This window comes from Streptomyces sp. NPDC053427 (genome assembly GCF_044544985.1).
Lineage (GTDB): Bacteria > Actinomycetota > Actinomycetes > Streptomycetales > Streptomycetaceae > Streptomyces.
The window spans coordinates 328,014-352,487 of record NZ_JBITYA010000009.1; the positions used below are offsets into that span (position 1 = coordinate 328,014).

At 72.5% G+C, this 24,474-nt stretch carries 23 protein-coding genes and 2 tRNA genes; 12 read left to right on the forward strand and 13 right to left on the reverse strand.

Annotation, left to right across the window (positions count from 1 at the left end):
* Positions 1-82 precede the first annotated feature (82 nt).
* Positions 83-2,104: a transglycosylase domain-containing protein gene (locus tag ACIGWZ_RS26070; protein WP_400068599.1), complete on the forward strand. Its 2,022-nt coding sequence runs from the start codon at positions 83-85 to the stop codon at positions 2,102-2,104.
* A gap of 43 nt (positions 2,105-2,147) precedes the next feature.
* Here ACIGWZ_RS26070 and def read toward each other — a convergent pair whose 3' ends face one another.
* The 8 genes from def to ACIGWZ_RS26110 form a co-directional block, all read right to left on the reverse strand.
* Positions 2,148-2,792: a peptide deformylase gene (gene def, locus ACIGWZ_RS26075; protein ID WP_400068601.1), complete on the reverse strand. Its 645-nt coding sequence runs from the start codon at positions 2,790-2,792 to the stop codon at positions 2,148-2,150.
* A 77-nt stretch (positions 2,793-2,869) separates the two neighbouring features.
* The gene (locus ACIGWZ_RS26080) at positions 2,870-3,856 is read right to left on the reverse strand and encodes a tetratricopeptide repeat protein (protein WP_400068603.1); all 987 of its coding nucleotides are present in this window, start codon (positions 3,854-3,856) and stop codon (positions 2,870-2,872) included.
* 285 nt (positions 3,857-4,141) lie between these two features.
* Complete coding sequence (locus tag ACIGWZ_RS26085) at positions 4,142-5,434, reverse strand: HD-GYP domain-containing protein (RefSeq protein WP_400068605.1); 1,293 nt, start codon at positions 5,432-5,434, stop codon at positions 4,142-4,144.
* Positions 5,431-6,942: an HD-GYP domain-containing protein gene (locus ACIGWZ_RS26090; RefSeq protein ID WP_400068607.1), complete on the reverse strand. Its 1,512-nt coding sequence runs from the start codon at positions 6,940-6,942 to the stop codon at positions 5,431-5,433. The genes ACIGWZ_RS26085 and ACIGWZ_RS26090 overlap by 4 nt, the downstream gene beginning before the upstream one ends.
* A 222-nt stretch (positions 6,943-7,164) precedes the next feature.
* On the reverse strand, positions 7,165-7,557 hold the full coding sequence (gene rsrA / locus ACIGWZ_RS26095) for a mycothiol system anti-sigma-R factor (RefSeq protein ID WP_400068609.1): 393 nt from the start codon (positions 7,555-7,557) through the stop codon (positions 7,165-7,167).
* On the reverse strand, positions 7,554-8,258 hold the full coding sequence (locus tag ACIGWZ_RS26100; protein ID WP_400068764.1) for a sigma-70 family RNA polymerase sigma factor: 705 nt from the start codon (positions 8,256-8,258) through the stop codon (positions 7,554-7,556). The genes rsrA and ACIGWZ_RS26100 overlap by 4 nt, the downstream gene beginning before the upstream one ends.
* A 314-nt stretch (positions 8,259-8,572) precedes the next feature.
* Positions 8,573-9,220 carry an alpha/beta family hydrolase gene (locus tag ACIGWZ_RS26105; protein ID WP_400068611.1) on the reverse strand — a complete coding sequence of 216 codons (648 nt, stop codon included), beginning with the start codon at positions 9,218-9,220 and terminating at the stop codon, positions 8,573-8,575.
* A gap of 135 nt (positions 9,221-9,355) precedes the next feature.
* A complete protein-coding gene (locus ACIGWZ_RS26110) occupies positions 9,356-10,183 on the reverse strand; it encodes an SOS response-associated peptidase (RefSeq protein ID WP_400068613.1) in 828 nt (275 codons plus the stop codon).
* Between the two features lie 35 nt (positions 10,184-10,218).
* Here ACIGWZ_RS26110 and ACIGWZ_RS26115 point away from each other — a divergent pair, with 35 nt between their 5' ends.
* The 5 genes from ACIGWZ_RS26115 to ACIGWZ_RS26135 all read left to right on the forward strand — a co-directional run bounded on the left by ACIGWZ_RS26115 (position 10,219) and on the right by ACIGWZ_RS26135 (position 14,481).
* Positions 10,219-10,932: a M50 family metallopeptidase gene (locus ACIGWZ_RS26115; RefSeq protein WP_400068615.1), complete on the forward strand. Its 714-nt coding sequence runs from the start codon at positions 10,219-10,221 to the stop codon at positions 10,930-10,932.
* 137 nt (positions 10,933-11,069) lie between these two features.
* Positions 11,070-12,443: a 3-phosphoshikimate 1-carboxyvinyltransferase gene (aroA, locus tag ACIGWZ_RS26120; RefSeq protein ID WP_400068617.1), complete on the forward strand. Its 1,374-nt coding sequence runs from the start codon at positions 11,070-11,072 to the stop codon at positions 12,441-12,443.
* Between the two features lie 14 nt (positions 12,444-12,457).
* Positions 12,458-13,465 (forward strand): ribosome small subunit-dependent GTPase A, encoded by a 1,008-nt coding sequence (gene rsgA / locus ACIGWZ_RS26125; protein WP_400068619.1) that lies wholly within the window; start codon positions 12,458-12,460, stop codon positions 13,463-13,465.
* Positions 13,466-13,574: 109 nt separating this feature from the next.
* Complete coding sequence (locus tag ACIGWZ_RS26130) at positions 13,575-13,898, forward strand: DMT family transporter (RefSeq protein ID WP_400068621.1); 324 nt, start codon at positions 13,575-13,577, stop codon at positions 13,896-13,898.
* A 148-nt stretch (positions 13,899-14,046) separates the two neighbouring features.
* Entirely contained in the window at positions 14,047-14,481 is a 435-nt protein-coding gene (locus ACIGWZ_RS26135; protein ID WP_400068623.1) for a hypothetical protein, read from the forward strand.
* Between the two features lie 94 nt (positions 14,482-14,575).
* On the opposite strand, the gene ACIGWZ_RS26140 is transcribed toward ACIGWZ_RS26135, so the two are convergent.
* Complete coding sequence (locus ACIGWZ_RS26140) at positions 14,576-15,160, reverse strand: TetR/AcrR family transcriptional regulator (protein WP_400068625.1); 585 nt, start codon at positions 15,158-15,160, stop codon at positions 14,576-14,578.
* Between the two features lie 208 nt (positions 15,161-15,368).
* Between ACIGWZ_RS26140 and hisN the strand changes: the two genes are divergently transcribed.
* Both hisN and ACIGWZ_RS26150 read left to right on the forward strand, forming a co-directional pair.
* The gene (gene hisN, locus ACIGWZ_RS26145; RefSeq protein WP_400068627.1) at positions 15,369-16,172 is read left to right on the forward strand and encodes a histidinol-phosphatase; all 804 of its coding nucleotides are present in this window, start codon (positions 15,369-15,371) and stop codon (positions 16,170-16,172) included.
* 160 nt (positions 16,173-16,332) lie between these two features.
* The gene (locus ACIGWZ_RS26150; protein WP_400068766.1) at positions 16,333-16,734 is read left to right on the forward strand and encodes a cyclic nucleotide-binding/CBS domain-containing protein; all 402 of its coding nucleotides are present in this window, start codon (positions 16,333-16,335) and stop codon (positions 16,732-16,734) included.
* 100 nt (positions 16,735-16,834) lie between these two features.
* Here the strand turns inward: ACIGWZ_RS26150 and ACIGWZ_RS26155 are convergent, their stop codons facing one another.
* The gene (locus ACIGWZ_RS26155; RefSeq protein WP_400068630.1) at positions 16,835-18,298 is read right to left on the reverse strand and encodes a catalase; all 1,464 of its coding nucleotides are present in this window, start codon (positions 18,296-18,298) and stop codon (positions 16,835-16,837) included.
* 159 nt (positions 18,299-18,457) lie between these two features.
* Between ACIGWZ_RS26155 and ACIGWZ_RS26160 the strand changes: the two genes are divergently transcribed.
* The 4 genes from ACIGWZ_RS26160 to ACIGWZ_RS26175 all read left to right on the forward strand — a co-directional run bounded on the left by ACIGWZ_RS26160 (position 18,458) and on the right by ACIGWZ_RS26175 (position 22,052).
* A complete protein-coding gene (locus tag ACIGWZ_RS26160; protein WP_400068632.1) occupies positions 18,458-18,880 on the forward strand; it encodes a Fur family transcriptional regulator in 423 nt (140 codons plus the stop codon).
* A gap of 293 nt (positions 18,881-19,173) precedes the next feature.
* Positions 19,174-20,022 (forward strand): ABC transporter ATP-binding protein, encoded by an 849-nt coding sequence (locus tag ACIGWZ_RS26165; protein WP_400068634.1) that lies wholly within the window; start codon positions 19,174-19,176, stop codon positions 20,020-20,022.
* Positions 20,019-20,885, forward strand: coding sequence for an ABC transporter permease (locus ACIGWZ_RS26170; RefSeq protein WP_400068636.1), 867 nt, complete (start codon positions 20,019-20,021; stop codon positions 20,883-20,885). The genes ACIGWZ_RS26165 and ACIGWZ_RS26170 overlap by 4 nt, the downstream gene beginning before the upstream one ends.
* A gap of 39 nt (positions 20,886-20,924) precedes the next feature.
* Complete coding sequence (locus ACIGWZ_RS26175) at positions 20,925-22,052, forward strand: ABC transporter substrate-binding protein (RefSeq protein WP_400068768.1); 1,128 nt, start codon at positions 20,925-20,927, stop codon at positions 22,050-22,052.
* Positions 22,053-22,121: 69 nt separating this feature from the next.
* Here the strand turns inward: ACIGWZ_RS26175 and ACIGWZ_RS26180 are convergent.
* The 3 genes from ACIGWZ_RS26180 to ACIGWZ_RS26190 form a co-directional block, all read right to left on the reverse strand.
* A tRNA-Met gene (locus tag ACIGWZ_RS26180) sits at positions 22,122-22,195 on the reverse strand.
* Positions 22,196-22,312: 117 nt separating this feature from the next.
* The gene (locus ACIGWZ_RS26185; protein ID WP_400068638.1) at positions 22,313-24,163 is read right to left on the reverse strand and encodes a sel1 repeat family protein; all 1,851 of its coding nucleotides are present in this window, start codon (positions 24,161-24,163) and stop codon (positions 22,313-22,315) included.
* A 219-nt stretch (positions 24,164-24,382) separates the two neighbouring features.
* A tRNA-Met gene (locus tag ACIGWZ_RS26190) sits at positions 24,383-24,456 on the reverse strand.
* Between the last annotated feature and the right edge of the window lie 18 nt (positions 24,457-24,474).

Sequence of the window (24,474 nt, forward strand, 5' to 3'; positions counted from 1 at the left end):
GGCCGCCCGCCGATTATGAGCATTCGGTTAGCGGGCGGCCGCGGCGGCAACCGGCGCACCCTTCCGTACTATCTACGGAAGTATGAAGGGGAACAGGGGGCGTCGCCGAACGCGTCGCCGGATCGTCGACCATCTTCGACAGGGCCGAGCGGAACTGCGCCGCCGGCTGCCGTCGTGGACGCCGCGTCGCCGCATCATCGACTATCCGCGGCAGGGGCGAGCGGGACTGCGCCGCTGGCTGCCGTCGTGGAAGCTGCTGCTCGGCACGTTCGGGGCCGGCATAGCGGGCCTGGCGGCGCTGTTCGCCGTCGTCTACGTCACCGTCGACATCCCGAACGAGAACGAGCTGGCCGCCCAGGAAGCCTCCATCTACTACTGGGCGGACGGCAGCCAGATGGTCAGCGTCGGCGCCGTCAACCGGCAGAACGTCGGCCTGGACAAGGTTCCGGATTCCGTCGAGAACGCCGTGATCGCGGCCGAGAACGCCACCTTCTACAGCGATTCCGGCGTCTCCCTCAAGGGAATCGGCCGGGCCCTGGTGAACATGCTCTCCGGCGGGGACACCCAGGGCGGCTCCACCATCACCCAGCAGTATGTGAAGAACACCTACCTTTCGCAGGACCAAACGGTCACCCGTAAGGCGAAGGAATTCATCATCTCGCTGAAGGTGAGCAATCAGAAGTCCAAGCGGGACATTCTGCGGGGATATCTCAACACCAGCTGGTTCGGCCGCAGTTCGAACGGCATCCAGGCGGCCGCGCACGCCTATTACGGCATCGACGCCGACCGGCTGAACCCGAGCCAGGGAGCGCTGCTGGCCGCCCTGCTCAAGGGTTCGGAGCAGTACGACCCGACGCTGAGCAAGGGCAATCACCAGCGGGCCGTGGAGCGCTGGCGGTGGATTCTCGACCGGGAGGTCGCCACCGGCAAGATGAGCAAGGAAGAGCGCGCCAAGTACACCAAATTCCCGGAGCCCCGCGCATTGGCGAAGCCCACCAGCCAGGCCGGCCAGACCGGATATCTCGTCGATGTCGCCAACAAGTTCGTCCAGAGCAGCACCGGGCTGACCGACAAGGACCTGGCGCGCGGCGGCTATCGCATTCACACCACCTTCGACAAAACGCTCACCCACCGCCTGGAAAAGGCCGTGGACAGCGTCCGTAAGAAGACCATCGACCCGAAGCGGCGCACGACCGACACCTTTGTGGAATTCGGTGCGGCCTCGGTGCGTCCCAAGGACGGGGCGATCGTCGCGCTGTACGGCGGCGCGGACGCGACGAAGCACTTCAGCAACAACGCCGACACCACCGCCGTCCCGGTCGGATCGGCGTTCAAGCCGTTCGTGCTGGCGACGTCCCTGCAGCAGGAGACCGAGGCGTGGGGCGCCGCGGCGCGCCCGGACGTCGGGGAGAACCGGACGCAGGACCTGCGCGAGGCCCTGATGTCGGCGCAGAACCCGCCGTTCGTACAGGCCGGGCAGCGCATCGGGCTGGAGCGGATCCGCGACCTCGTGGTGGCCGCGGGGCTGCGCGAGGAGAGCCTGGCGCAGCTGGAGCCGACGTTCCCGCTCGGCACCTCCGCCCCCAGCGCGATCCGGATGGCGAGCGCCTACACCGTCTTCGGCAACGGCGGGCTGCACGCCGATCCCTACGCGGTGTCCAGGATGACCCTCGACGGCAAGCCCCTCGACGGCTTCGACCGCCCGGATCCCGAGCAGGTCCTGACGCCCGACGTGGCCCAGCAGATGAACGGGATACTGGTGGGGCTGGGCTGGCGCACCCTGGGCACCCCGGACGGCCGGACCGCCTACCGGCCGGTCGCCGCGGGCCTCAGCGAGCCCGGTGACCGGATGAAGTCGGCGTGGTTCATCGGCAGCCCGTCCGCCATGCCCCTCGCGCCCGAGCGCGGGCCGGTGACCAGCGGCCCCTCCAAGGAGCAGCCCCTGCGGGACGACAACGGGCCGACCACCGCCATCACGATGTTCCGCAACAAGCCGGGCGCCCCCGAGCTGCTGCCGATGAACGGCGTGGGCGGCCCGAACTCGGGGCTGGGGACGACCATCCCGCCGCAGATCTGGGCCGCCTACCAGGAGGCGTCGGGCTGAGGAGCCCCGCGGTGGCCGCCGCGGGGTCTCCCGTGCTCAAGGCTCAGTCGTTGGCGACGACGGGGTAGCGCGGCTCCTTCTCGGCCATCTGCTTCAGCACGTCCTTGCGCTCCCGCTTGGAGAGCCGGTCGATGTAGAGGTAGCCGTAGAGGTGGTCGGTCTCGTGCTGCAGGCAGCGCGCGAAGTAGCCGGTGCCCCGGACCGTGATCGGCTCGCCCTTGGCGTCCCGGCCGCGCACCACGGCGTGGTCGGGGCGGGCCAGCTCGGCGTAGGCGCCGGGCACCGACAGGCAGCCCTCGTTGGAGTCGTCCAGCACCCGGCGCTCGGCCGGCAGCTCGTCGAGGACGGGGTTGCAGACCGCGCCGACGTGGCGGACGCCCTCGTCGTCCAGGCAGTCGTAGACGAAGACCTTGAGGTCCACGCCGATCTGGTTCGCGGCCAGGCCGACGCCCTCGGCGGTGCGCTGGCTGGCGAACATGTCGTCGATGAGCTGGGCGAGCTCGTCATCGAACGCGGTGACGTCCTTGCACTCCTTGTGGAGCACCGGGTTGCCGACGACCGTGATGGGCCGCGAGGTGCCGCGCTCGCGGTGGGCGGCCTCCCGCGCTTCCGCGTCCGTCACATCGTCGATGAACGTCTCGTCCACCTGCTGCTCACCGTCTTGATCAAACACAGGCTGCTGGGCCATTTCCGCCGTACGCCTTCCTGAAAACCTTCAAAACCCTGATTAGTCGCCCTACAGCCTACGGCGACGCGGGCAGCGGCTCAGCAGACCTCTTCAAGATCGCGCCACTCCCGGGTGTCCGGGCTGTCCGCGACCCAGCCGTCCAGCAGGCCGCGCACCAGGCCTGCGGGGGCCGCGATGCCGCATTCGCGCTCCGGGACCCACAGGGAGCCCGAGCCCGCGGTGCGGTGCCCCAGCGGCCCCGGGTGGCCTGGTTCGCTGTGGTCGTGCGGGTCCAGATGCTCGCCGTCGCCCTCGTCGCTGGGCATCCGGCTCTCCGAGCACGTACGGCACAGCAGCCGCACCGACGACGACCAGTCCTCGGCGGCGAAGCCCGCATCGGCCGCCAGCCGCTCCAGGGCGTCCCGGTCGTCCTCCGAGGCGGCCTCCAGGAGCACCACCCAGGTGGGCACCGGGGAAGGCGCCCACAGCTCGATCTCGTCGAAGACCGGGTAGGCGGGTCCCGCGGCGGTGGTCCGCTCGCCGTGCGGGACGCCGTCGTGCAGCACGACCTCGCCCCAGCGGCGCCCGGAGGACGGCAGCGGGATGGAGAGCACCTCGATACGGGCCGGGTCCAGGCGGCGGCCCCAGACCACCTCGGCCTCGCCCTCCGGCGACAGCCGCACGGCGGCGCTCCCCAGGGCCATCCCGACCGGCTCGCCGGACGGCGAGCCCTCGCTGGGGACCTTCAGGCCGTACGCCTGCCAGGCGCGGCGGGCCAGCGGCCAGTCCTGCAGGGCGGTGGCGGCGATCCCGACGTTCCACCAGTCGGGCGCCCCGGTTTCGCGGTCCAGCAGGGCCACCGCGCGCAGGCCGGCGGCCCGTGCCTGCTCCCAGTCGTGCCGGAACTTGTGCAGCAGCGCGAGATTGAACCAGGACTCCGACAGCCACGGCTCCATGTCCGCGGCGCGGGTCAGCAGCGCCCCCGCGTCCTCGTAACGGCCGTCGCCGATCAGCGTGAAAGCGCGGTCGGTCGCCTGCCGCCACGAGGCGGAGGGCCGGTGCCGTACCTTGCCGAAGATCCTCACGATTCCCGCCTGCTGGTTGCTCTTGATGCCGCCGCCGGTGGTGTCCCGAGCGGCGCCCGGGGCCCTTGCGGGGGCCCACTCGACAACCTGCCACAGATTGCCGTCGGGCTCAGCCCGATTGCTGCGCCCCCTGCGGCTCCTTGCCCTCCGCCGACCCCCTGAATCCCCCTACGGGGGGCTTCCTTCGCATCCAACCATGCCCATCTCGCAGGGCGCTCATTACCCATGGGTTCCACGACGTGGGACGGCCCGGAACCGCCCGTCTCCTCACCGCGCGTGATGCCGTCAGCACCTCCCCGTCACCTCGTGCCGCCCGGCCGCCGCCAGCACCCGCGCGAGCGCCTCGACGACCCGCGGCTCATGGTCCTGCGCGGTGGACAGCCGCAGCCGCTCCAGGGCGCGCAGCCCGCCGCCGGGACCCGCGGCGGACCGCGACAGATCGTCGTAGGCGTTGACCGTACGGACGATACGGGCGGTGACCGGCTGGTCCCGGAACGGATCCGCCTGCCGTTCGACGATCACCGCGACCTGCGCCGGAACGCCGGTCTGCCGGACAACGGCGCCACCCAGGAGCGCGATCCGGCGCTGCTCGGCGGGCGGCAGCGGGGCGGTCGCGCCGGCCGGGACCGGGTCCAGGAGCGAGAGCTGGCCGATGTCGTGCATCAGCGCGGCGTATTCCAGGACGTCCAGGTCCGGTTCGCTCAGGCCCAGTTCGCGGCCGACGGCGCAGCTGAGCGCGGCCACCCGGCGGGCGTGGCCGGGCGGGGTGTAGCCGGCGATCTCGGTGGCGCGGGCCAGCGAGGCGATGGTCTGGCGGTAGGTGGCCCGTACGGCGGCGAACCGGCGGAAGGCGAACTGGGTCAGCAGCAGCGGCAGCGCGCAGACCGGCAGCGCCCACAGCCCGGCGGCGGCGGTGGCCAGCGAGACGACCACACCGGTGGCGCAGATGGCCGTGCCGATACCGAGCAGCGCCCGCAACTCGTCGCGCAGCAGCGGCCCGTACGGCCAGCCGGTGCGGGCGCGGGCGAGGGCGGCGGCCAGCACCGCGTCGCACAGCACGGTGAGCGCCAGCAGGCCGATCAGGAGCAGGGGGTGGAGGCGTCCGTCGGCGCCCCACAGCGCCAACGTGCCGGTGTTGTAGAGGGGTTGGAAGCAGGTGGCGGCGAACCCGGCGGTCAGCACGCGGCGGGCGAGGTGGTCGAGGGCATGGCGCCGGCCGAGCGCGAGATGCGGGACGAGTCCCACCAGGACGGCCGCGACCACGACCGCCACGACCTGCGGGACGCCGTGTGTCGTCGGCCGGCCGCCGGCCTCGCCGAGCAGCGCATACGCGAGCGCGCCGGCCGCGCCGAGGGGCGCGCCCTCCCGCTCGCCGGGCCCGGTGGTGTACGCGGCCCCCCGGCTCAGCAGTTCACCGGCCGCGATCAGCACCCCGAAGGCCAGCGCCGCGCCGGGCTGCGCCAGGCCGTCCCACAGGGTCCGGCCCAGGCCCCAGGCGGCCAGCGCGGCGGCGGCCGCGTGGACGGCGACGACGGTGGGGGCGCTGCCCGCGCCCTTGAGGCCACGGGGAAGGCTCATGGTGCGCCGTCCCGGCCGGGTGCCCGCGGGGGGCGGGCGGTGGGCGCCGCCCCCGGCACGTCCGCCGTCGGCCGCGCTGGAGGGACGTTTCCGCTACCGGGCCGCGCGGCGACGGGCGCCCGCGCAGCGCGGCCCGGTCCGGCGTCCGCCGCCGTCACCAGATCGGGGTGCCAGCCGTACCGTTCCAGGGACGCCGCCAGCGCCGCCACCATCCGCGGGTCGAACTGCTCCCCGGCGCACTTGCGCAGCTCCGCGACCGCGGCCGGGACCGGGCGGGCGCGGCGGTAGGACCGGGTGGAGGTCATCGCGTCGAAGGCGTCGGCGACCGCCACCACCCGGGCGAACTCAGGGATCTGCCGCCCCGACAGGCCGTACGGATAGCCGCGGCCGTCCAGCCGCTCGTGGTGGTGCAGGATCGCCGCCCGCGCCTCGCCGAGGAAGCCGATGCCGCGGACGATCTCATGGCCGTACTCGGGGTGCAGTTCGATGATCCCGCGCTCGGCCGGGGTCAGCGGCCCGTCCTTGCGCAACAGCCGGGTGGGGACGCCGAGTTTGCCGACGTCGTGGAGGATCCCGGCGAACCGGAGCACCTCCATCCGGTCCTCCGCCATGCCCAGCTCCCGGGCGATCATCACCGACGCGCGGCCCACCCGCTCGCTGTGCCCGCGGGTGTAGCGGTCCTTGAGGTCCACGGCCTGCACCAGGGCGCGGATGGTGGCCTGGTGGGCGGCGCGTTCGCGGTGGTACTGGGCGAAAACCCAGCAGGAGAGGCACATCGGCAGCAGGACCAGCAGCGCCGCCGGCGGCCCGTACACGCTGCGCCACAGCACCGCCATCATCAGCCCGGCGAGCCCGTGCACCAGGTACGGGCCCAGGGAACGGGGCAGCAGACCGCGCCAGGCGGTACGCGGCGGGTGGCGCTCGGCGGCGATCAGGATCCCGCCGTCCAGCGCGGCGAGCACGGCGCAGAAGGCGAGCGCGGCGGCCACGGCCGGCAGCAGCACGAGGGGGAACTCCGGTGCGGACAGCGGGTGCCGGCGGGCGCCGAGCGCGCCGAAGAGGGCGTGGCCGAGCCAGGAGGCGGCCCAGCAGGCCAGGGCGAGTTCGGCGGCGTGCCAGATCCTGCGGGCGGCCTGCGGACGGGCCTCGACCGGAGCGGTCAGCGCGCCGGGTACGGCGACCAGCGCGACCAGCGGCGGCGGCAGCAGAAGGGCCGCGGCGAGGAGGACGGGACTGGCCCAGCCGGCGGGAAACGCCCCCGGTGGTGCGGAGGACGCCGCGTCCGGCCGGCCGTTGCCGCCGCCCGTGGCGAGCGCGGCCCGCTCGGCCGTGAGCCCGCCGGTCAGCGGGCAGCGGCGCAGCTGTTCGCACAGCCCGTACAGGGCGGTCAGCACCAGGGTGCTGGTCCAGGAGGCGGCGCCCAGCGTCACGGCAGGGGCCGCACACAGCGCCGCGGCCACGGCGGCGCCGCCGATATACCCGCGCGCGGCCACCGGAAGTTCCCGCATCGCGCCCTCCTCACGCTTCCCCCACGCTCCTGCGGAGCCGGGGAATCCCCCTGCGTGCCCTCTGCGGCATGCCTGGGTCCGGTGAGAATAGAGGGGGCGGGGCGCCGAAGAAGGCGCATCAGCGGATCGAGCGGGACGAACAGCCCCACCGCTCACCCCTTGGGGTGGTCTGCCGCATCATTCGGCCCGCGCGGGCCGAATATGTGCTGGGGGCCAGGGGCCCTAGGAGGGGTCGGCGGCCTTCTCGGCGTCCGCCGCCCCGGAGCCCGCGCTGCGGACGCCGGCGCCCTTCGCCGCCTGCTCCCGCTGGGCCTGTTCGTGCTTGGCCTGGTCGAGCACGCTGACCTCGGGGACGGCCTCCCCGGCCCGGATCAGATCGATCCGGCCCATGACCTTCGAGCGGAGGTCGGTGGGGACGTCGTCATGGCCGCAGCATCGCTTGACGAGCTTCTTGACGGCCTGCTCCAGCCCGTACTTCTCCAGGCACGGCGAGCATTCGTCCAGATGCACCTGGAAATCCGCGCAGTCACCGGCGGGCATCTCACGGTCGAGATACTCATAGAGGTGATCGAGGACCTCTGAGCAGTCCTTCTCGTGCGGCTCTCCGCAGCTCATGATCCCGAGCCTTTCCGGTCGTGCGACTCCGTTGTCCGCGCGGCCTGCGGGTCCGCGGCCGTCGCACCCGCGGGGACCAGCCCGCGTTCACGGGCGTAATCTTCCAGCATCCCGCGCAGCTGGCGGCGGCCACGGTGCAGTCGGGACATCACCGTGCCGATGGGTGTCCCCATGATGTCCGCGATCTCCTTGTACGCAAAGCCCTCGACGTCCGCGAGATAGACCGCAATGCGGAATTCCTCGGGGATCGCCTGGAGCGCGGCCTTCACATCCGAATCGGGCAGATGGTCCAACGCCTGCGACTCGGCGGAACGCAGCCCGGTCGACATGTGCGACTCGGCGCGGGCGAGCTGCCAGTCCTCGATCTCGTCGGCGGCGCTGCGCTGCGGCTCCCGCTGCTTCTTGCGGTAGGAGTTGATGAAGGTGTTGGTGAGGATGCGGTACATCCACGCCTTGAGGTTGGTGCCCTCCCGGAACTGGTGGAAGGACCCGTACGCCTTCGCGTAGGTCTCCTGCACCAGGTCCTCCGCATCGGCCGGATTGCGCGTCATGCGCAGGGCGGCGGAGTACATCTGGTCCAGGAAGATGAGCGCGTCCCGCTCGAAGCGCGCATTGCGCTCGGCGTCGCTCTCCCGCCGGCCGGCGGTCTTCTCTCCAGCCGTGCCGTCGGTCCCTGCGTCGGTACCGGTGACCGGACCCACCTCCTCCAACACCATGACGGATCCGGATGCGGACCCCCTCGAATCGGAGAATAGACGACGATCCGGGGCCGCCGCCGCTCCAGCCAGAGGGGACTGCGCCACCTGCATCTGCGACCACGGCAGGTCAGCGGTCGGGCGGGACGGGCAAGCGATTCCCATGCGGCGGACTCCCATTCCTCGTGCTGTGCGCGCGCTGCGTACTTGATCCTTACGCCTGGCACAACAGCCGCGTTGGGCGCCTCATTCCCGCTCGGCGAGTTATTTCGCAGGTATTTCGCAGGTGGGGTCCGTGCGGTGGGACCGCCCCCGGGCCGTCAGCCGAACAGTGCGTCCAGCCACCCCGTCACGGCGTCCGTGATCACCGCCATCGACTCCGTCTCGGCGACCCCCGCCGACTTCGGCACCGCGAACCCGTGGTCCCCGTACGCCACCTCGGCGATCTCCGTCCCGGACGGGAACTCCCCGGGCCTGCCGAACGGGTCGCGGCCGCCCTGGACGACCAGCGTCGGCACACCGGCACCGGTCAGCTCGTCCACGCGGGACTTCTCCGGCCGGCCCGGCGGGTGCAGCGGGAAGCTCAGGGCCAGGACGGCGTGCGCGCCCAGCTCGCGGGCCGTGCGGCAGGCGACGCGGGCACCGGCGCTGCGGCCGCCCGCCACCACCGGCAGCCCCGGCTTCTCCAGGGCGGGCCACAGGGCCGTCCACCCGGCGTCCAGGGTCTTGGGGGCGGGCGCCAGCTTCTTCCCCGCCACCCGCCACGGCTGTTCGACCAGCGCGACGGTATAGCCGCGGGCGGGCAGCGCGGCGGCCAGGGCGCGCAGGTCGCGGGCCTCGATGCCGCCGCCCGCGCCATGACTGACGGCCACCACGGCCCGGGCCGGGGTCACCTCGCGGTACCAGGTGATGCGGGCGTCGCCCACCGGGGTCGCGACCGTCTCGCTCTCGTTCGCCGTCGTGCTCATAGCTCCATCCTGCCCCGCGCGGCCGCCCACCCGTCGCCCGGCCACCGCCCCTCAACGAGCTTCGCGCCCAGCCCACCCGTCACCCGGCCACCGCCCCTCAACGAGCTTCGCGCCCCGTCTCCCTCGGCACGGCGTTCAGAACAGCGTGCCGACCTCCGGTGCCGCCAGCTCCTCGAGCAGCTCGGGCCCGTTGTTGCGGACGTTGCTGACCTCCGTGGGGACGGGATAGGCGCGCATCAGCCCGGCGGGCGGAGGCTCCAGCAGCCGGCGCAGGTCGTCGGGGTCCGTACGGGCCGGGTCGAGCCAGGCGTCCCAGCGGTCGGGGGTCAGCACCAGCGGCATCCGGGGGTGGATGTCGGCCAGCGACTGCGGGCCCTCGCCGCCGGCCCCGGCCAGCGGCGTGGTCTCGGCCTCGGTGGTGATCACCGTGCAGGTCACCCACCAGGCCAGGGGGTGGTCCTGGGGCAGCGTCGGGTCCCGCCAGAACTCGTACAGCCCGGCCATCGCCATCACGGAGCCGTCGGCGGGCGTCACGAAATACGGCTGCTTACGGGGCCGCTTCTTCTTGCCCCGCTCCTCCAGCTCCCGCTCGGCGGCGGCGGTGACCCACTCGAAGTAGCCGTCACCGGGGAGCAGGCAGCGGCGGGCGCCGAAGGCCCGCTTGAAGGACGGCTTCTCGTGCACCGTCTCGGCCCGCGCATTGATCATCTTCGCGGCGGCCTCGGGTGATTTCGACCACGACGGGACCAGGCCCCACTTCAGGGTCCGCAGCTGGCGCACCGGTCCGGGCGGGAAGGCATCCGCCGCCTCGCCCTTGAGGGGACGTTCGAGCACCGCGTGCACGTTGGCCGTCGGGGCGACGTTCCAACTGGGCGCCAGGGTCTCCTGCGGATCCCACTGCTGGACACCGAAGAGGCCCACCAGGTCCTCGGGCTTACGACTCGCTGCATACCTACCGCACATGCATGCCACACTGCCATGCCACCGGAAGGGGAGACATGGATACCGACCACATCACCGACCTCTGGAGCCGCGTTTTCGGGGTCCAGCCGGATCCGTCCCTCTGGCTGGTGATCGTCACCGGGGTGCTGGCGCTGGCCGCCGTCGTACCGGGCACCGCCTGGCGGCTGTCGCGGAACGCCGTGACCATCGCGCACGAGGGCGGGCACGGGCTGATCGCCCTGCTCACCGGCCGCCGCCTGCAGGGCATCCGGCTGCACTCGGACACCTCGGGGCTGACCGTCTCCCGCGGCAAGCCGACCGGGCTGGGCATGGTGCTCACCGCCGCGGCCGGCTACACCGCGCCCTCCCTGCTGGGCCTGGCGGGCGCCGCGCTGCTGGCCGCGGGGCACATCACGGCCCTGCTGTGGGGCGCCACCGCGCTGCTGATCGCCATGCTGGTCATGATCCGCAACGCGTACGGCGTGCTCACCGTCGTCCTGTCCGGTGCCGCCTTCCTGCTGGTCTCCTGGCTGACGACGCCGGAGGTGCAGGCGGCGTTCGCGTACGCGGCGGTCTGGTTCCTGCTGCTGGGCGGCGTCCGGCCGCCTTTCGAGCTGATGGGCAAGCGGCGCCGGGGCGGCGCCGGGGACTCCGACCCGGACCAGCTGGCCCGGCTCACCCATGTCCCGGCGGCCGTCTGGCTGGGCCTCTTCCACGTGGTGACGCTGTGCTCCCTGATAGGCGGCGGGCGCTGGCTGCTCGGCATATGAGCCGCCTCCGCACCGCCCCTGCCCGGCCTGTCGGCAGCCCCTGTAGCGCGCGAGCGCACTACCAGCGCCATGTTTCGCACAGGTTGCGCCACTTTTGATCAAGATCGGGACCCTTGCCCAGCCATTAAAGTAAGGGCATGACCGAGAGCCCCGCACTCCCCGCCCTGTGGCCCGCCCCCCTCGCCCCTGGGGCCGTCGATGCAACCGTCACCGTGCCCGGCTCCAAATCGGTCACCAACCGCGGCCTGGTCCTGGCCGCCCTGTCCTCCGAGCCCGGCTGGCTGCGCCGCCCGCTCCGCTCCCGCGACACCCTCCTGATGGCCGAGGCGCTGCGCACCCTGGGCGTCGGCATCGAGGAGACCGCCTCCTCCAGCTCCGCCGGTTCCGCGGGCGCCGATGCGCTGCCCGGCGGCGGCGAGGCCTGGCGGATCATCCCGGCGGGGCTGCACGGCCCGGCCACCGTCGACGTCGGCAATGCCGGAACGGTCATGCGCTTCCTGCCGCCGGTCGCGGCCCTGGCCGACGGCCCGATCCGCTTCGACGGCGACCCCCGCTCCTACGAGCGCCCGCTCGGCGGCGTCATCGACGCGCTGCGCGCCCTGGGTGCCCGGATCGACGACGACAAGCGCGGCGCGCTCCCGATGACGGTCTTCGGCGGCGGCGCCCTGGAGGGCGGCCCGGTCGAGATCGACGCCTCCTCGTCCTCCCAGTTCGTCAGCGCCCTGCTGCTGTCCGCGCCGCGCTTCAACCAGGGCGTCGAGGTCCGGCACGTCGGTGCGGCGCTGCCCTCCATGCCGCACATCCGGATGACCGTCGACATGCTGCGCAGCGTCGGCGCCCAGGTGGACACCCCCGAGGCGGGCGGCGAACCCGACGTGTGGCGGGTCACCCCGGGCGCGCTGCTCGGCCGCGATCTCGTCGTCGAGCCGGACCTGTCCAACGCCCAGCCGTTCCTGGCCGCGGCGCTGGTCACCGGCGGCCGGGTGACCATCCCCGACTGGCCCGAGCACACCACGCAGCCCGGTGACGCGCTGCGCGAGATCTTCACCACCATGGGCGGCTCCTGCGAGCTGACCGACCACGGCCTGACCTTCACCGGCAGCGGCCGCATCCACGGCATCGACGTCGACCTGAGCGAGGTCGGCGAGCTGACGCCGGGCATCGCCGCCGTCGCCGCGCTGGCCGACTCCCCCTCGACGCTGCGCGGCGTGGCGCATCTGCGGCTGCACGAGACCGACCGGCTGGCCGCCCTCACCAAGGAGCTCAACGAGCTCGGCGGCGATGTCACCGAGACCGCCGACGGCCTGCACATCCGGCCGCGCCCGCTGCACGGCGGGATCTTCCACACCTACGAGGACCACCGCCTGGCCACCGCCGCGGCGATCATCGGCCTGGCCGTCGAGGGCGTGGAGGTGGAGAACGTCGCCACCACCGCCAAGACCCTGCCCGACTTCCCCGCGCTGTGGACGGACATGCTCGATCCCGCGGCCGTCCCCGCCCGGAGAGGCTGAGGGGTAACGCCGCCATGCGCCGCTACGGCAAGAACCCGGACGAGGACGACATCCGCGTCCGCCCCAACCCCAAGGGCAACCGCCCCCGCACGAACATCCGCCCCAAACACGAGGACGCCGGCGAGGGCCTGGTCCTGACCGTCGACCGGGGCCGGCTGACCTGCCTGATCGAGGGCCGTAAGGTCACCGCGATGAAGGCCCGCGAACTGGGCCGCAAGAGCGCGGTGGTCGGCGACCGGGTCGCGGTCGTGGGCGATCTGACGGGCGCCAAGGACACCCTCGCCCGGATCGTCCGGGTCGAGCCGCGCACGTCGACGCTGCGGCGGACGGCCGACGACGACGACCCGTACGAGCGGGTGGTGGTCGCCAACGCCGACCAGCTGGCGATCGTCACCGCGCTCGCCGACCCCGAACCGCGTCCCCGCCTGATCGACCGCTGCCTGGTCGCCGCCTACGACGCGGGCCTGGACCCGCTCCTCGTCCTGACCAAGTCCGATCTGGCGCCCGCCGACGCCCTGCTGGAGTCGTACGGCGCGCTGGGCGTCCCGTACGTCGTCACCAACCGCGACGAACTGGCCGACGGCGTCGCCGCCGAGCGCATACGGGAGCAGCTGACGGGCCGGATGACGGCGTTCGTCGGGCATTCCGGGGTGGGCAAGACCACGCTGGTCAACGCCCTGGTACCGGAGCGCCGTCGGGCCACCGGGCATGTCAACGCGGTCACCGGGCGCGGCCGGCACACCACCACCTCCGCGCTGGCCCTGCCGCTGCCCGGCGACTCGGGCTGGGTCATCGACACCCCGGGCGTGCGCTCCTTCGGCCTGCACCACGTCGACCCGTCGCGGGTCATCCACGCCTTCCCCGACCTGGAACCGGGCACCGACGGCTGCCCGCGCGCCTGCAGCCACGACGAGGCGGAGTGCGCGCTCGACCAGTGGGTCGCCGACGGGCACGCCGATCCGGCCCGCCTCTACTCCCTGCGCCGGCTGCTCGCCACCCGGGAGCGACGCGAGGGCGACTGATCGCGCGAACGGGCTGCCACCCGTCCGACACAACTGCATAATCACACCAGGGCAGGCGAAGCGCTCACCGATCTGAAGGACCTGACGGACCTGACGGAGGCAATGGGACATGGCGTGGCTGCTCGTGGTGGTGGCGGGAATCCTGGAGACCGGGTTCGCCGTCTGCCTCAAGCTCTCCCACGGCTTCACCCGGCTCTTCCCGACCATCGCCTTCGCGGTCTTCGCGCTGGGCAGCTTCGGGCTGCTGACGCTGGCACTGCGCAAGCTGGACGTCGGCCCGGCGTACGCGGTGTGGACGGGCATCGGCGCGGCCGGCACCGCGATCTACGGCATGGTGTTCCTCGGCGATCTGGTCTCCACCCTCAAGCTGGTCTCCATCAGCCTGGTCATCGTCGGCGTCATCGGGCTGCAGCTGTCGGGCTCGGCCCACTGAGCGCCGCGCGCTGAGGCGCCTTCCTTCCGTTGCGACCACGCAGTCCGGCGCGTTGCCGAGTGGCTGCGGGAAAGTTCGTATTACCCTCCCGTAACTGTACGGAGTCGATCGCTTACAGATCGCATTCGCTCAATTCAACGGAGAAGAAATGCACAAGCTTCGCAAGGCTGCCGTCGTGGCCGCCCTCCTCGGCAGCGTCGGCTTCTTCGGCGCCGGCACCGCCTCCGCCTACGCCGGCCACCCCCAGGCCGTGTCGTGCGACGAGGGGTGCGGCAGCTACGGGGAGAGGAGCGGCGGCGGCTACGGCGAGAAGAGCGACGACCACAGCGCGAAGAGCGGCGGCTACGGCGAGAAGCACGGCGGCTACGGCAAGAAGGGCGGCCACGGCGAGTCGGGCGGCGACAAGATCGAGATCCGCCAGGGCACCTCCTGCAGGTCGGAGGACACGAACGTCGACATCCTCGGCGAGGTCGGGATCGCAAACGGCCTGGGCGGCAACCTGGGCGGCGGCGAGGGCGCCGCCGGCGCCCAGTCCACCACGATGGGCTCGAGCATGGGCTGCAACAACAGCGTCGGCAAGTAACGGAAACGGGCCCCGCCGTCCGCGCCACAGGCCGGGCGCCGGGGCCCGTTCTTCGGCCTTCGCACGGCGGAATCCGCTCCGCGCCGCCTGACGCTCACCCGCCCCGCACCCGGACGAACGCGCCCCGCACCAGCCGTGACATCGCCTCCGGCCCGGCCCGGTCCGACGTCTCCGCCGGGGCGACGACGCAGGACAGCGTCAGCCGCGCCGCGGTCTCGCAGGCGGTGCCGAGGGCGGGCAGCTCCCCCTCGGGCCAGTCCGGCTCCAGCGCGGCGACGGCCCGGTCGCAGAACCGGCCGACCAGCTCGGCGGGACCCGGCCGCGGCGGGGCCGGCAGCCGGTCGCTCCAGCATCCCGTCAAAGCGGCCCTGACCAGGGGATTCGTCCGCGCGGTACGGACCGTCCAGGCGGCCGCGGCCACCACCCGGCCCGCCGCGTCACCGCCCGGCCCGGCCGCGGGGCGCCGGGTCAGCGCCCGCTCGACCCCGGCCAGATAGTTGTCGGTCTCGCGCCGTACGAGGGCGCGGGCCAGCCCTTCCTTGCTGCCGAACTCGTTGTAGAGGGTCTGCCGGGAGACCCCGGCGGCGGCCGCGACATCCACCATGCGGACGTCGGCCCACGCCCGCCGCCGCAGCGCCGTGTACGCGGCATCCAGCAAGCATTCGCGCGCTGCGGGCATCCGTCGCCTCCCCGGCCGTCGGCCCAAATGGCCGCTGTGCGCACAGAATTGACGGGGCACCAGGGGCTGTCAAGGGTCATCGCACGCCCCGTCCGTACGCCCTTGGTGCGCCGGACGGAAGCGCTCACACGGCCAGTGGAATGACCCCGCACGGCGGGCCGGGCATGGCCGTGTGGCTCCTGCGTATACCAGTAGATACTGTTCGCACATGCCCGACTATCACGATGATCTCCGCCTCGGTCACGTCCTCGCGGACGCCGCGGACGCCGCCACCATGGAACGGTTCAAGGCCCTCGACCTCAAGGTCGAGACCAAACCGGACATGACGCCGGTGAGCGAGGCGGACAAGTCCGCCGAGGAGCTGATCCGCGGTCAGCTCCAGCGGGCCCGGCCGCGCGATGCGGTGCTCGGCGAGGAATTCGGCAGCGAGGGTGCCGGGCCGCGCCGCTGGATCATCGACCCGATCGACGGCACGAAGAACTACGTCCGCGGGGTACCGGTCTGGGCCACCCTGATCGCCCTGATGGAACGCGGCGAGGGCGGCGACCGCCCGGTGGTCGGCATCGTCTCCGCCCCGGCCCTCAACCGCCGCTGGTGGGCCGCCGAGGGCCTGGGCGCCTTCACGGGCCGCAGCCTGACCTCCGCCAGCCGGCTGCGCGTCTCCCAGGTCGGCCGCATCCAGGACTCGTCGTTCGCGTACTCCTCGCTGACCGGCTGGGAGGAGCGCGGCCAGCTGCCCGGCTTCCTCGATCTGAGCCGGGACTGCTGGCGCACCCGGGCCTACGGCGATTTCTGGCCGTACATGATGGTCGCCGAGGGCTCGGTGGACATCTGCGCCGAGCCGGAGCTGTCGCTGTGGGACATGGCGGCCTGCGCGGTGGTCGTGCAGGAGGCGGGCGGCCGGTTCACCGGCCTGGACGGCAGGCCGGGCCCGCACAGCGGGAACGCCGCGGCGTCCAACGGTCTGCTGCACGAGGACCTGCTGACCTACCTCGGTGACGCGCGCCGCTGACCTGCGAAGGGGTGCATCTTCGGACAAGCGTCCCCGACTTACCCCTTGCGACACCTTGTTGTGTCGGCGAAGGCATGTGAACATGAGAATCCCCCACTTTGTGAACTTGTGAATCTCTTCGCAAGCACATTCACCAAGGAGGTGGCTCCACTCCATGCCCATGTTCGTCAAAGACGCCATGAGCACGGTGGTCCTCACCATCGGGCCCGCACACACCCTCCGCCAGGCCGCACAGCTGATGGCGGCCCGGCGGGTCGGCGCGGCCGTCGTCCTCGACACCGACACCAGCGGCCTCGGCATCCTCACCGAGCGCGACATCCTCAATTCCCTCGGCGCGGGCGAGAACCCCGACCGGGAGACCGCTCAGACCCACACCACCTCGGACGTGGTCTTCGCCGCGCCGGACTGGACCCTCGACGACGCCGCGGCCGCCATGGTGCGCGGCGGTTTCCGCCATCTGATCGTGCTGGACGACCGCGAACCCGTCGGCATCGTCTCCGTACGCGACATCATGCGCTGCCGCACGGACGTGCTGGAGCGGGCCGGCGTCGTGCCCGCCTGAAGCCGGCCCGGCACGCACGAAGAGGCCGGAGCCCCATGGCATCCGGCCTCTTCGGTTGTTACGGCAAGCGACGGCTGAGCAGCCCGGCGGGCAGGCTCATTCAGCCGCGCAGGGCCTGGACCGCGGCGTCGAGCCGCTTGCCGTAGTCCGCATCCGCCTTGCGGAAGTTCTCGATCGCGCGCTGCGCGATGTCATCGCGGGAGACCTGGGCGATGAAGCCCGCGAGGTTGCCGATCAGGCGCTCCTTCTCGTCCTCCGACATCAGGCGGTAGAGGTTGCCCGCCTGCACGAAGTCGTCGTCCTGAGCGTGCGAGGGCGCCGCCTGCTCGGCGGTGGGACCGGTGAGGGAGGCCGGCTGCCACAGCGGCCGACCGGTCTGGGCCGGGCCGCCGAAGCTGTTGGGCTCGTAGTTCTTCTGACCGGCGTGACGGCCGTCGTAGAGCACACCGTCCCGGCCGTGGGTGCGCGCCTCGGTGGCGTGCGGGCGGTTCACCGGCAGGTGGTCGGCGTTGATGCCGACGCGGTAGCGGTGGGCGTCGCCGTAGGCGAAGAGCCGGCCCTGGAGCATCTTGTCGGGCGACGGGCCGATGCCCGGCACGAAGTGGTGCGGGGAGAAGATCGACTGCTCGACCTCGGCGAAGATGTTCTGCGGGTTGCGGTTGAGCTCCAGCTTGCCGATCTCGATCGGCGGGTAGTCCTCGTGCGGCCAGACCTTGGTCAGGTCGAACGGGTTGAAGCGGTAGTTGGCCGCCTCCTCCGCGGGCATGATCTGCACCTGCACGGTCCAGGTCGGGAAGTCGCCCCGCTCGATGGCCGTACGCAGGTCACGCTGGTGGCTGTCGGGGTCCTGCCCGGCCAGCGCCGCGGCCTCGTCCGAGGTCAGGTTCTTGATGCCCTGGTCGGTCTTGAAGTGGTACTTGACCCAGAAGACCTCACCGGCGGCGTTGTTCCACTGGAAGGTGTGCGAGCCGTAGCCGTTGAGGTGGCGGTACGAGGCGGGGATGCCACGGTCGCCGAACAGCCAGGTGACCTGGTGGGTGGACTCCGGCGACAGGCCCCAGAAGTCCCAGACGTTGTCGGCCTCCTGCGAGCCGGTGTACGGGTCGCGCTTCTGGGTGTGGATGAAGTCGGGGAACTTGATGGCGTCCTTGATGAAGAACACCGGGGTGTTGTTGCCGACGAGGTCGTAGTTGCCCTCTTCTGTGTAGAACTTCAGCGCGAAGCCACGGGGGTCACGCACCGCGTCGGCCGCACCGAGGTTGCCCGCGACCGTGGAGAAGCGCAGGAAGGTCTCGGTCTCCTTGCCGACCTCGGAGAGGAAGTTGGCGCGGGTGTACTTCGTCACGTCCGCGGTCACCGTGAAGGTGCCGTAGGCGCCGGCGCCGCGGGCGTGCACGATGCGCTCCGGGATGCGCTCGCGGTTGAAGTGGGCGAGCTTCTCGATCAGGAGCTGGTCCTGGATGAGGCCGGGTCCGCCGATGCCGGCCGTCTCGCTGTTCTGGTTGTCCCCGACCGGAGCCCCGGACTCCGTGGTCAGCGGTCCGGTGCTGCTCTCTACCGACACGTGCGCCTCCTGAAGTGTTCCACCTGTCCCTTGGCTTGCGCCGATCACGATCCTACATTGGACATTGTCTAAGTCAAGAAGTGCCCGAAACTCGTACCTGATCCGGTGATGGACCGGCCGCTGCTACCCTTGGCTGTATCTGACTGATAGGTGATTGGCATGAGTGACCTGCTGGAACGGCTCCGGGGACGCGGCTGGCGGCTGACCGCGCAGCGACGCGTCGTCGCCGAGGTCCTCGACGGGGACCACGTCCACTACACCGCCGACGAAGTGCATGCGCTGGCGACCGAGCGGCTCCCGGAGATCTCCCGCGCCACGGTCTACAACACGCTGGGCGAGCTGGTCTCGCTCGGCGAGGTGCTCGAGGTGAGCACGGACGGCCGGGCCAAGCGCTACGACCCGAACGCCCACCACGACCACCAGCACCTCATCTGCTCGCGGTGCGGCACGATCCGGGACGTCCACCTCCAGGGCGACCCGCTCTCCGCCCTGCCGGAGCCCGAGCGCTACGGCTTCCAGGTCTCCGAGGTCACGGTGACCTACCGGGGCATCTGCCCCCACTGCAGCGCCCACCACTCCTGACCCCTGCGGCCACCGGCCCCCGTCCGGGCCGCTCTGGGGCCGCACGCCGTACGCCACGCCGAGCCCGCGCCTCCACGGCGGCGGGCTCCTTCGCATGCCCGCGCCCCCGCACTCCCGCCGCGCACTCGGGCCGCACGCCCCCTTCCCGAATCTGACGACCCGTCATATCGTCGTCGGGCCGCGCTTTTCGGCCACCGGGTCCGACCGGGCCCGGCACCGCGCCCCGCACCCCTTCGTCCACCCGGCAACCGCACTCCGCACCCCGCACACTCCGCACTCCGCAAGGAGCACCCGTGGGAGAGCCGCACCCTTCCCCGCCCACCGACAGAGCCCCCCGCCCGCCGGCCGCCCCGGCGCCGGCCCTGCACGCCCGCGCCCTGGCCCGTTCCTTCGGCCGCGGCAGCAAGGCGCTGGCCGCGCTCGGCCCCGTGGACGTCGCGATCGCACCCGGCGAATTCGTCTGCCTCGTCGGCCCGTCCGGCTGCGGAAAATCGACCCTGCTGCGCATCGCGGCCGGCCTGCTGCGGCCCAGCGCGGGCGAGCTGGAGATCCGCGCGAGCGCCGACCGCCCGGCCGCGATGATCTTCCAGGACTACGGCATCTACGACTGGAAGACCGTCCTGGCCAATGTCCGCTTCGGCCTCGACATCCAGCGCGTGCCCCGCAAGGAGGCCGACGAGCGGGCCCGGTCGTGGCTCGCCCGGATGGGGCTCGCCGACTTCGCGGGCGCCTACCCGGCCGCCCTCTCCGGCGGGATGCGCCAGCGCGTCGCCATCGCCCGCGCGCTCGCCGTCGAGCCCGAACTCCTGCTGATGGACGAGCCGTTCGCGGCCCTCGACGCCCAGCTGCGCACCCTTCTCCAGGACGAGCTGCTCGACCTCACCCAGACCACCCGCACCACCACCCTCTTCATCACCCACAGCCTCGAAGAGGCCCTCGTGCTCGGCGACCGGGTGCTGGTGATGTCCGCCCGGCCCGGCCGGATCATCGCCGAACGCCGCCCGCCGTTCGCCCGCCCGCGCACCGGCGAGGTCCGCACCACCCCCGAATTCACCGCCCTGAAGGCCGAGTTGTGGCAGCTGCTGCGCGGCGAGGTCGCCGGGCAGGACGCCGCCGCCGGAAAGGGGGCCGTACCGGCATGACCACCACCTCGCGCAAGGCCGCCCCCGACCGCCTCCTGGTCCACCGCCCCGGCCCCCGGGAACTGCGCCCCGAACGCACCCACCGCCGCCGACGCACCCTCGAACTGGCGCTGGCCGTCGCCGTGCCGCTGGCCCTCGTCCTGCTGTGGCAACTGGCCGCCGCCCAGGCCTGGATCGACGCCCGCGTCTACCCCGCGCCGTCCACCATCCTGGCCGACGGCTGGCACCGCGCCCTGACGGGCGAGCTGTGGCCGGACGTCCGCTCCACCCTCCAGCGCGTCCTGGCCGGCTACGCCCTCGGCACCGTCGCCGGCTATCTGCTCGGCCTCCTGATGGGCTCCCTCTCCCTCGTACGGGCCGCCCTGGAACCCCTTCTCGACGCGCTCTACGTCGTCCCCAAACTCGCCCTCCTGCCCGTCTTCCTCAACATGTTCGGCCTCGGCGAAGGACCGCAGATCGCCCTCGTCGCCACCACCGTCTTCTTCTTCGTATGGATCTCGACGATGGCGGCGGTACTCGCCGTTCCCGCCGGACACCGCGACGCCGGGCAGGTGTTCGGCGCGAGTCCCTGGCAGATGTTCCGCCATGTGCTGCTGCCCGCCTCGCTGCCCGCCGTCCTGGTGGGCGCCCGGATCGCCGCGGGCGTGGCCGTCCTGGTGATCGTCGCCTCCGAACAGATCGCCGCCGCCGACGGCCTGGGGCATCTGATCTTCGATTCGCGCGCCCTGTTCCAGAACGACGTGATGTTCGTCGGCATCGTCTGCGTCGCTCTCCTGGGCGTCCTCTTCTCCGAACTGGTGCGGCTGGCCGGGCGCCTCCTCACCCCCTGGGCCCCCCGCGACCGCGGCCGCGCCCAGAACTGATCCCCCGACTCCCCGATCCCGCCGCACGGAGGTCCCATGCTGCGCTCCCGCACCACCACCCTCGCCGTGCTCGTCGCAGCGCTCGCCCTCAGCGCGGGCTGCACCGCCCAGCAGGACACCGGCACCGGTGCAAAGCCCCGCACCATCAGGCCGGTGGCGGGCTGCGGCAAGGCCTCCTGGACCGACCCCGCCGACCGCTCCCCCACCCGCGCCCCGGCCCGCTGCGACAAGGGCGCCCCGGCCCCCAGGCCGCTGAAGAAGCACCGCACCCTCACGGTCGCCACCGGCACCCTCGCCGCCGAATACGTCGCCCCCCTCCGACTGGCCGTCGACAAGGGCGAGTTCAAGAAGGAGGGCCTGGACGTCAGGCTCAAGGTGCTGCCCACCCCGGAGGCGCTGCCCCTGCTGGCCAAGGGCGATCTTGACGCCCTGTGGGCGGCCCCCGAGGCCGCCGTCGTCAACGGCATCACCGGCGGCTTCGACATCCGCTGGGTGGCCGGAAACTTCTCCCCCGACCCGAAGTCCAAGAGCGGCCTGTGGGTGCGCCTGAAGGACGGCCGGAGCGCATCCTCGGTCTCCCTCAAGGGTTCCAGGATGGGCACCATGATCGGCAAGGGCTCCGTGATCATGTACCCGATGGACACCTCGTTCGCCGCGCACGGCGCCGACCTGAACTCCGTGGCCTTCCAGCAGCTCGGCTCCTCCGACGTGCTGACGGCCCTGACCGGCGGCGGCGTGGACTCCGCCTGGCTGCTCGACCCGGTCTGGCGGCGGGTCGACGGCGACAAGAAGTACGCGTTCCTGGGCGGGCAGCCCCAGGGAGAGCCGCTCGGCGGCGCCCTCTACGGCCCGAACCTGCTCCAGCACGACCCCGGCGCGGGCGTGGCCTTCCTGCGCGCCTACATCCGTACCGTCAACACCTACTTCGCCGGGGACTACAAGGCCGACCGGGCGTTCACCGCCGGGCTGGCGAGGCTGCTCGAGGTGGACGCCGAGGTCCTGGCCGCGGTGCCGTCGCTCCGGATGGACTGGGAGATCCGCAAGGGCACCGCGGACCGGCTGCAGAAGGCCTACCGGGACGCGGGCGTCACCAAGGGGGCGCCGCTCCCGGAGAACAGGCTCGTCGACCGCTCGTTCTACGCGGAGGCGGTCGGCCACCGTCCGTGACCCCGCCCCCGGACCCCGGAGACACGACAAAGGCCCGGATCCCTGAGGATCCGGGCCTTTGCCCTTCAGTAGCGGGGACAGGATTTGAACCTGCGACCTCTGGGTTATGAGCCCAGCGAGCTACCGAGCTGCTCCACCCCGCGTCGTTGTGTCCCAACTCTAACCCCGGCCCGACGACCAGCGCAAATCCCTTCCCCGCGTCCCGGCGGCCGGCCCCTGGGCCCGGCCCCGGCACCCGGGGCCGGGCCCCGAGGGCGCTCCTACGCGCTGAGCTCCTCCTGGAGCGCCGTACGCAGCCGTGCCGCGCGCTCGGCCACCTCCGGCGGGCCCAGTTCGACGGCGCGCGCACACCAGCTCTGCGCCTCGGCCAGCGCGCCGCGCCGGGCGGCGAGCAGCGCGAGGCGCAGCGCCGCGCGGCCGTGACCGGCCTCGGCGGCCCGCTGCCACCACAGGGCGGCCTCGGGGAGGCTGCCCTCGCGGGCCAGCAGCAGCCCGAGGTTGAAGGCGCCGTTGCGGCTGCCGGCCTCGGCCGCCGCGCGATACCAGTTCGCGGCCTCCACCACATCGCCGCGGGCCGCCGCGAACATGCCGACCCGGACCTGGGCGCGGCGGTGACCCTGCCGCGCGGCCCGCTCGTACCACTGGGTGCTCTCGTCGTCCGCGGTGCGATCGCTGTCCGCCAGCCCCTCGCCCACCGCCGCGGCCCTGCGGTCCAGGAGGTCCGCGAGCCGGAAGGCCGCCTCCCGGCTGCCGCCGCCGGCCGCACAGCGCAGATTGCGCTCCGCGTCCTGCAGCTCGCCGTCCCGCAGCTGCACGATCGCGACCTGCAGCGCCGCCTCGGTGTGCCCGGCCGCCGCCGCCCGCTCGTACCAGGTGTGCGCCGTACGCTCCTCGCCGCGCCCGGCGTAGAGGATGCCGAGGTTGAACGCCGCGTCCACGCTGCCCGCCTCGGCCGCCTTGGAGAACCACGGCTCGGCGCCCGCCGCGTCGCCGCGCTGCAGCAGCAGGATCGCGAGCGCGTTGGCGGCCTCGCGGTGCCCGGCGTAGGCGGCGCGGCGGTACCACTGCTCGCCGCCCTCGGCCCGGTCCTGCCCGGCGCAGAGCAGGCCGATGTTGTAGGCGCCGTTGACGTCGCCGGCGTCCAGCGCGACGCGGTACCAGCGCTCGGCGGTCTGCAGTTCGCCGCGGTCGGCGTGCAGCGCGCCCAGCGCGTTGGCAGCGTTGCCATCGCCGTCCTGGGCGGCCCGCCGCCACCATTCGGCGGCGCTCTCCTCGTCCCCGGCGTCGCGCAGCAGGAAGCCCAGTGCGCAGGCGGCCCGCGCCTCGCCGTCCTTGGCGGCGGACAGGTACCAGCGGCCCGCCTCCTGGATGTCGCCGCGGTCCTCCAGGAGCGCACCCAGCTGGAGTGCCGCCCGGCGGTGGCCGCGGGCGGCCGCCTGGCGGTACCACTGCTCGGCCTCGGCCTGCCGGGTCAGCTCCCCGTAGGCGGGCACCGTACGGCGGTCGCCGTCGCGGCCGTCCTCGATGGTCCGGGCGAGGCGGTAGGCGGCCTCGCGGTGGCCGCGCTCGGCGGCCGCGCGGAACCAGCGCTCGGCGCCGACGTCGCCGCGGTGCTCGAGCAGGTCGGCGAGGGCGTACGCGCCCAGGCAGTGGCCGGATTCGGCGGACTGGCGCAGCCAGTACTCGGCGGCCGGCTCGTCGCCGCGCTCGCGGTAGTGCCGGCCGAGGGCGTGCGCGGCCGCGGCGGAACCCGCGACGGCGGCGATCCGCCACCATCCGGCGGCCTCGTCGGCGTAGCCCCGCTGGTGCAGCAGGACGCCGAGGTTGTTGGCGGCGGCGCGGTCGCCGGCCGCGGCGGCGGAGCGCAGATGCGGTTCGGCGCCGTCGAGGTCACCGCGGCGCAGCAGCATCGCGCCCAGGGCGCTCATCGCGGCGGTGTCACCCGCCTCGGCGGCCCGCCGATGGCCGGTCTCGGTCACCGCATCGGATGCTTCCACGGCCTCCGCGGCCTCCATTGCATCCATCGGCAGCTCGGATTCGCGCCCGTCGTCGGGCGCATGCACAAACCGGTCTGTCTCCAACAACCTTGCCTTGTCCCCCATAACAGCCATCGTCGCATCACCTGTAACCCGCGTACACCTGGTATACCGCAGCCAGTGAGGTCACTTCAGCGGTTTGTCGACTTCCCGACACGGCGACTTGCCAAACTCAAGCACACAGGTTCACCACATCGGCAGTTCGACGCGGCCTTCACCGACACCGGCCGAAATCACCCACCACCACACATGACGAAGGCCCGGATCATGAAAGATCCGGGCCTTCATCTTCAGTAGCGGGGACAGGATTTGAACCTGCGACCTCTGGGTTATGAGCCCAGCGAGCTACCGAGCTGCTCCACCCCGCGTCGTTGTGTTCTCACGCT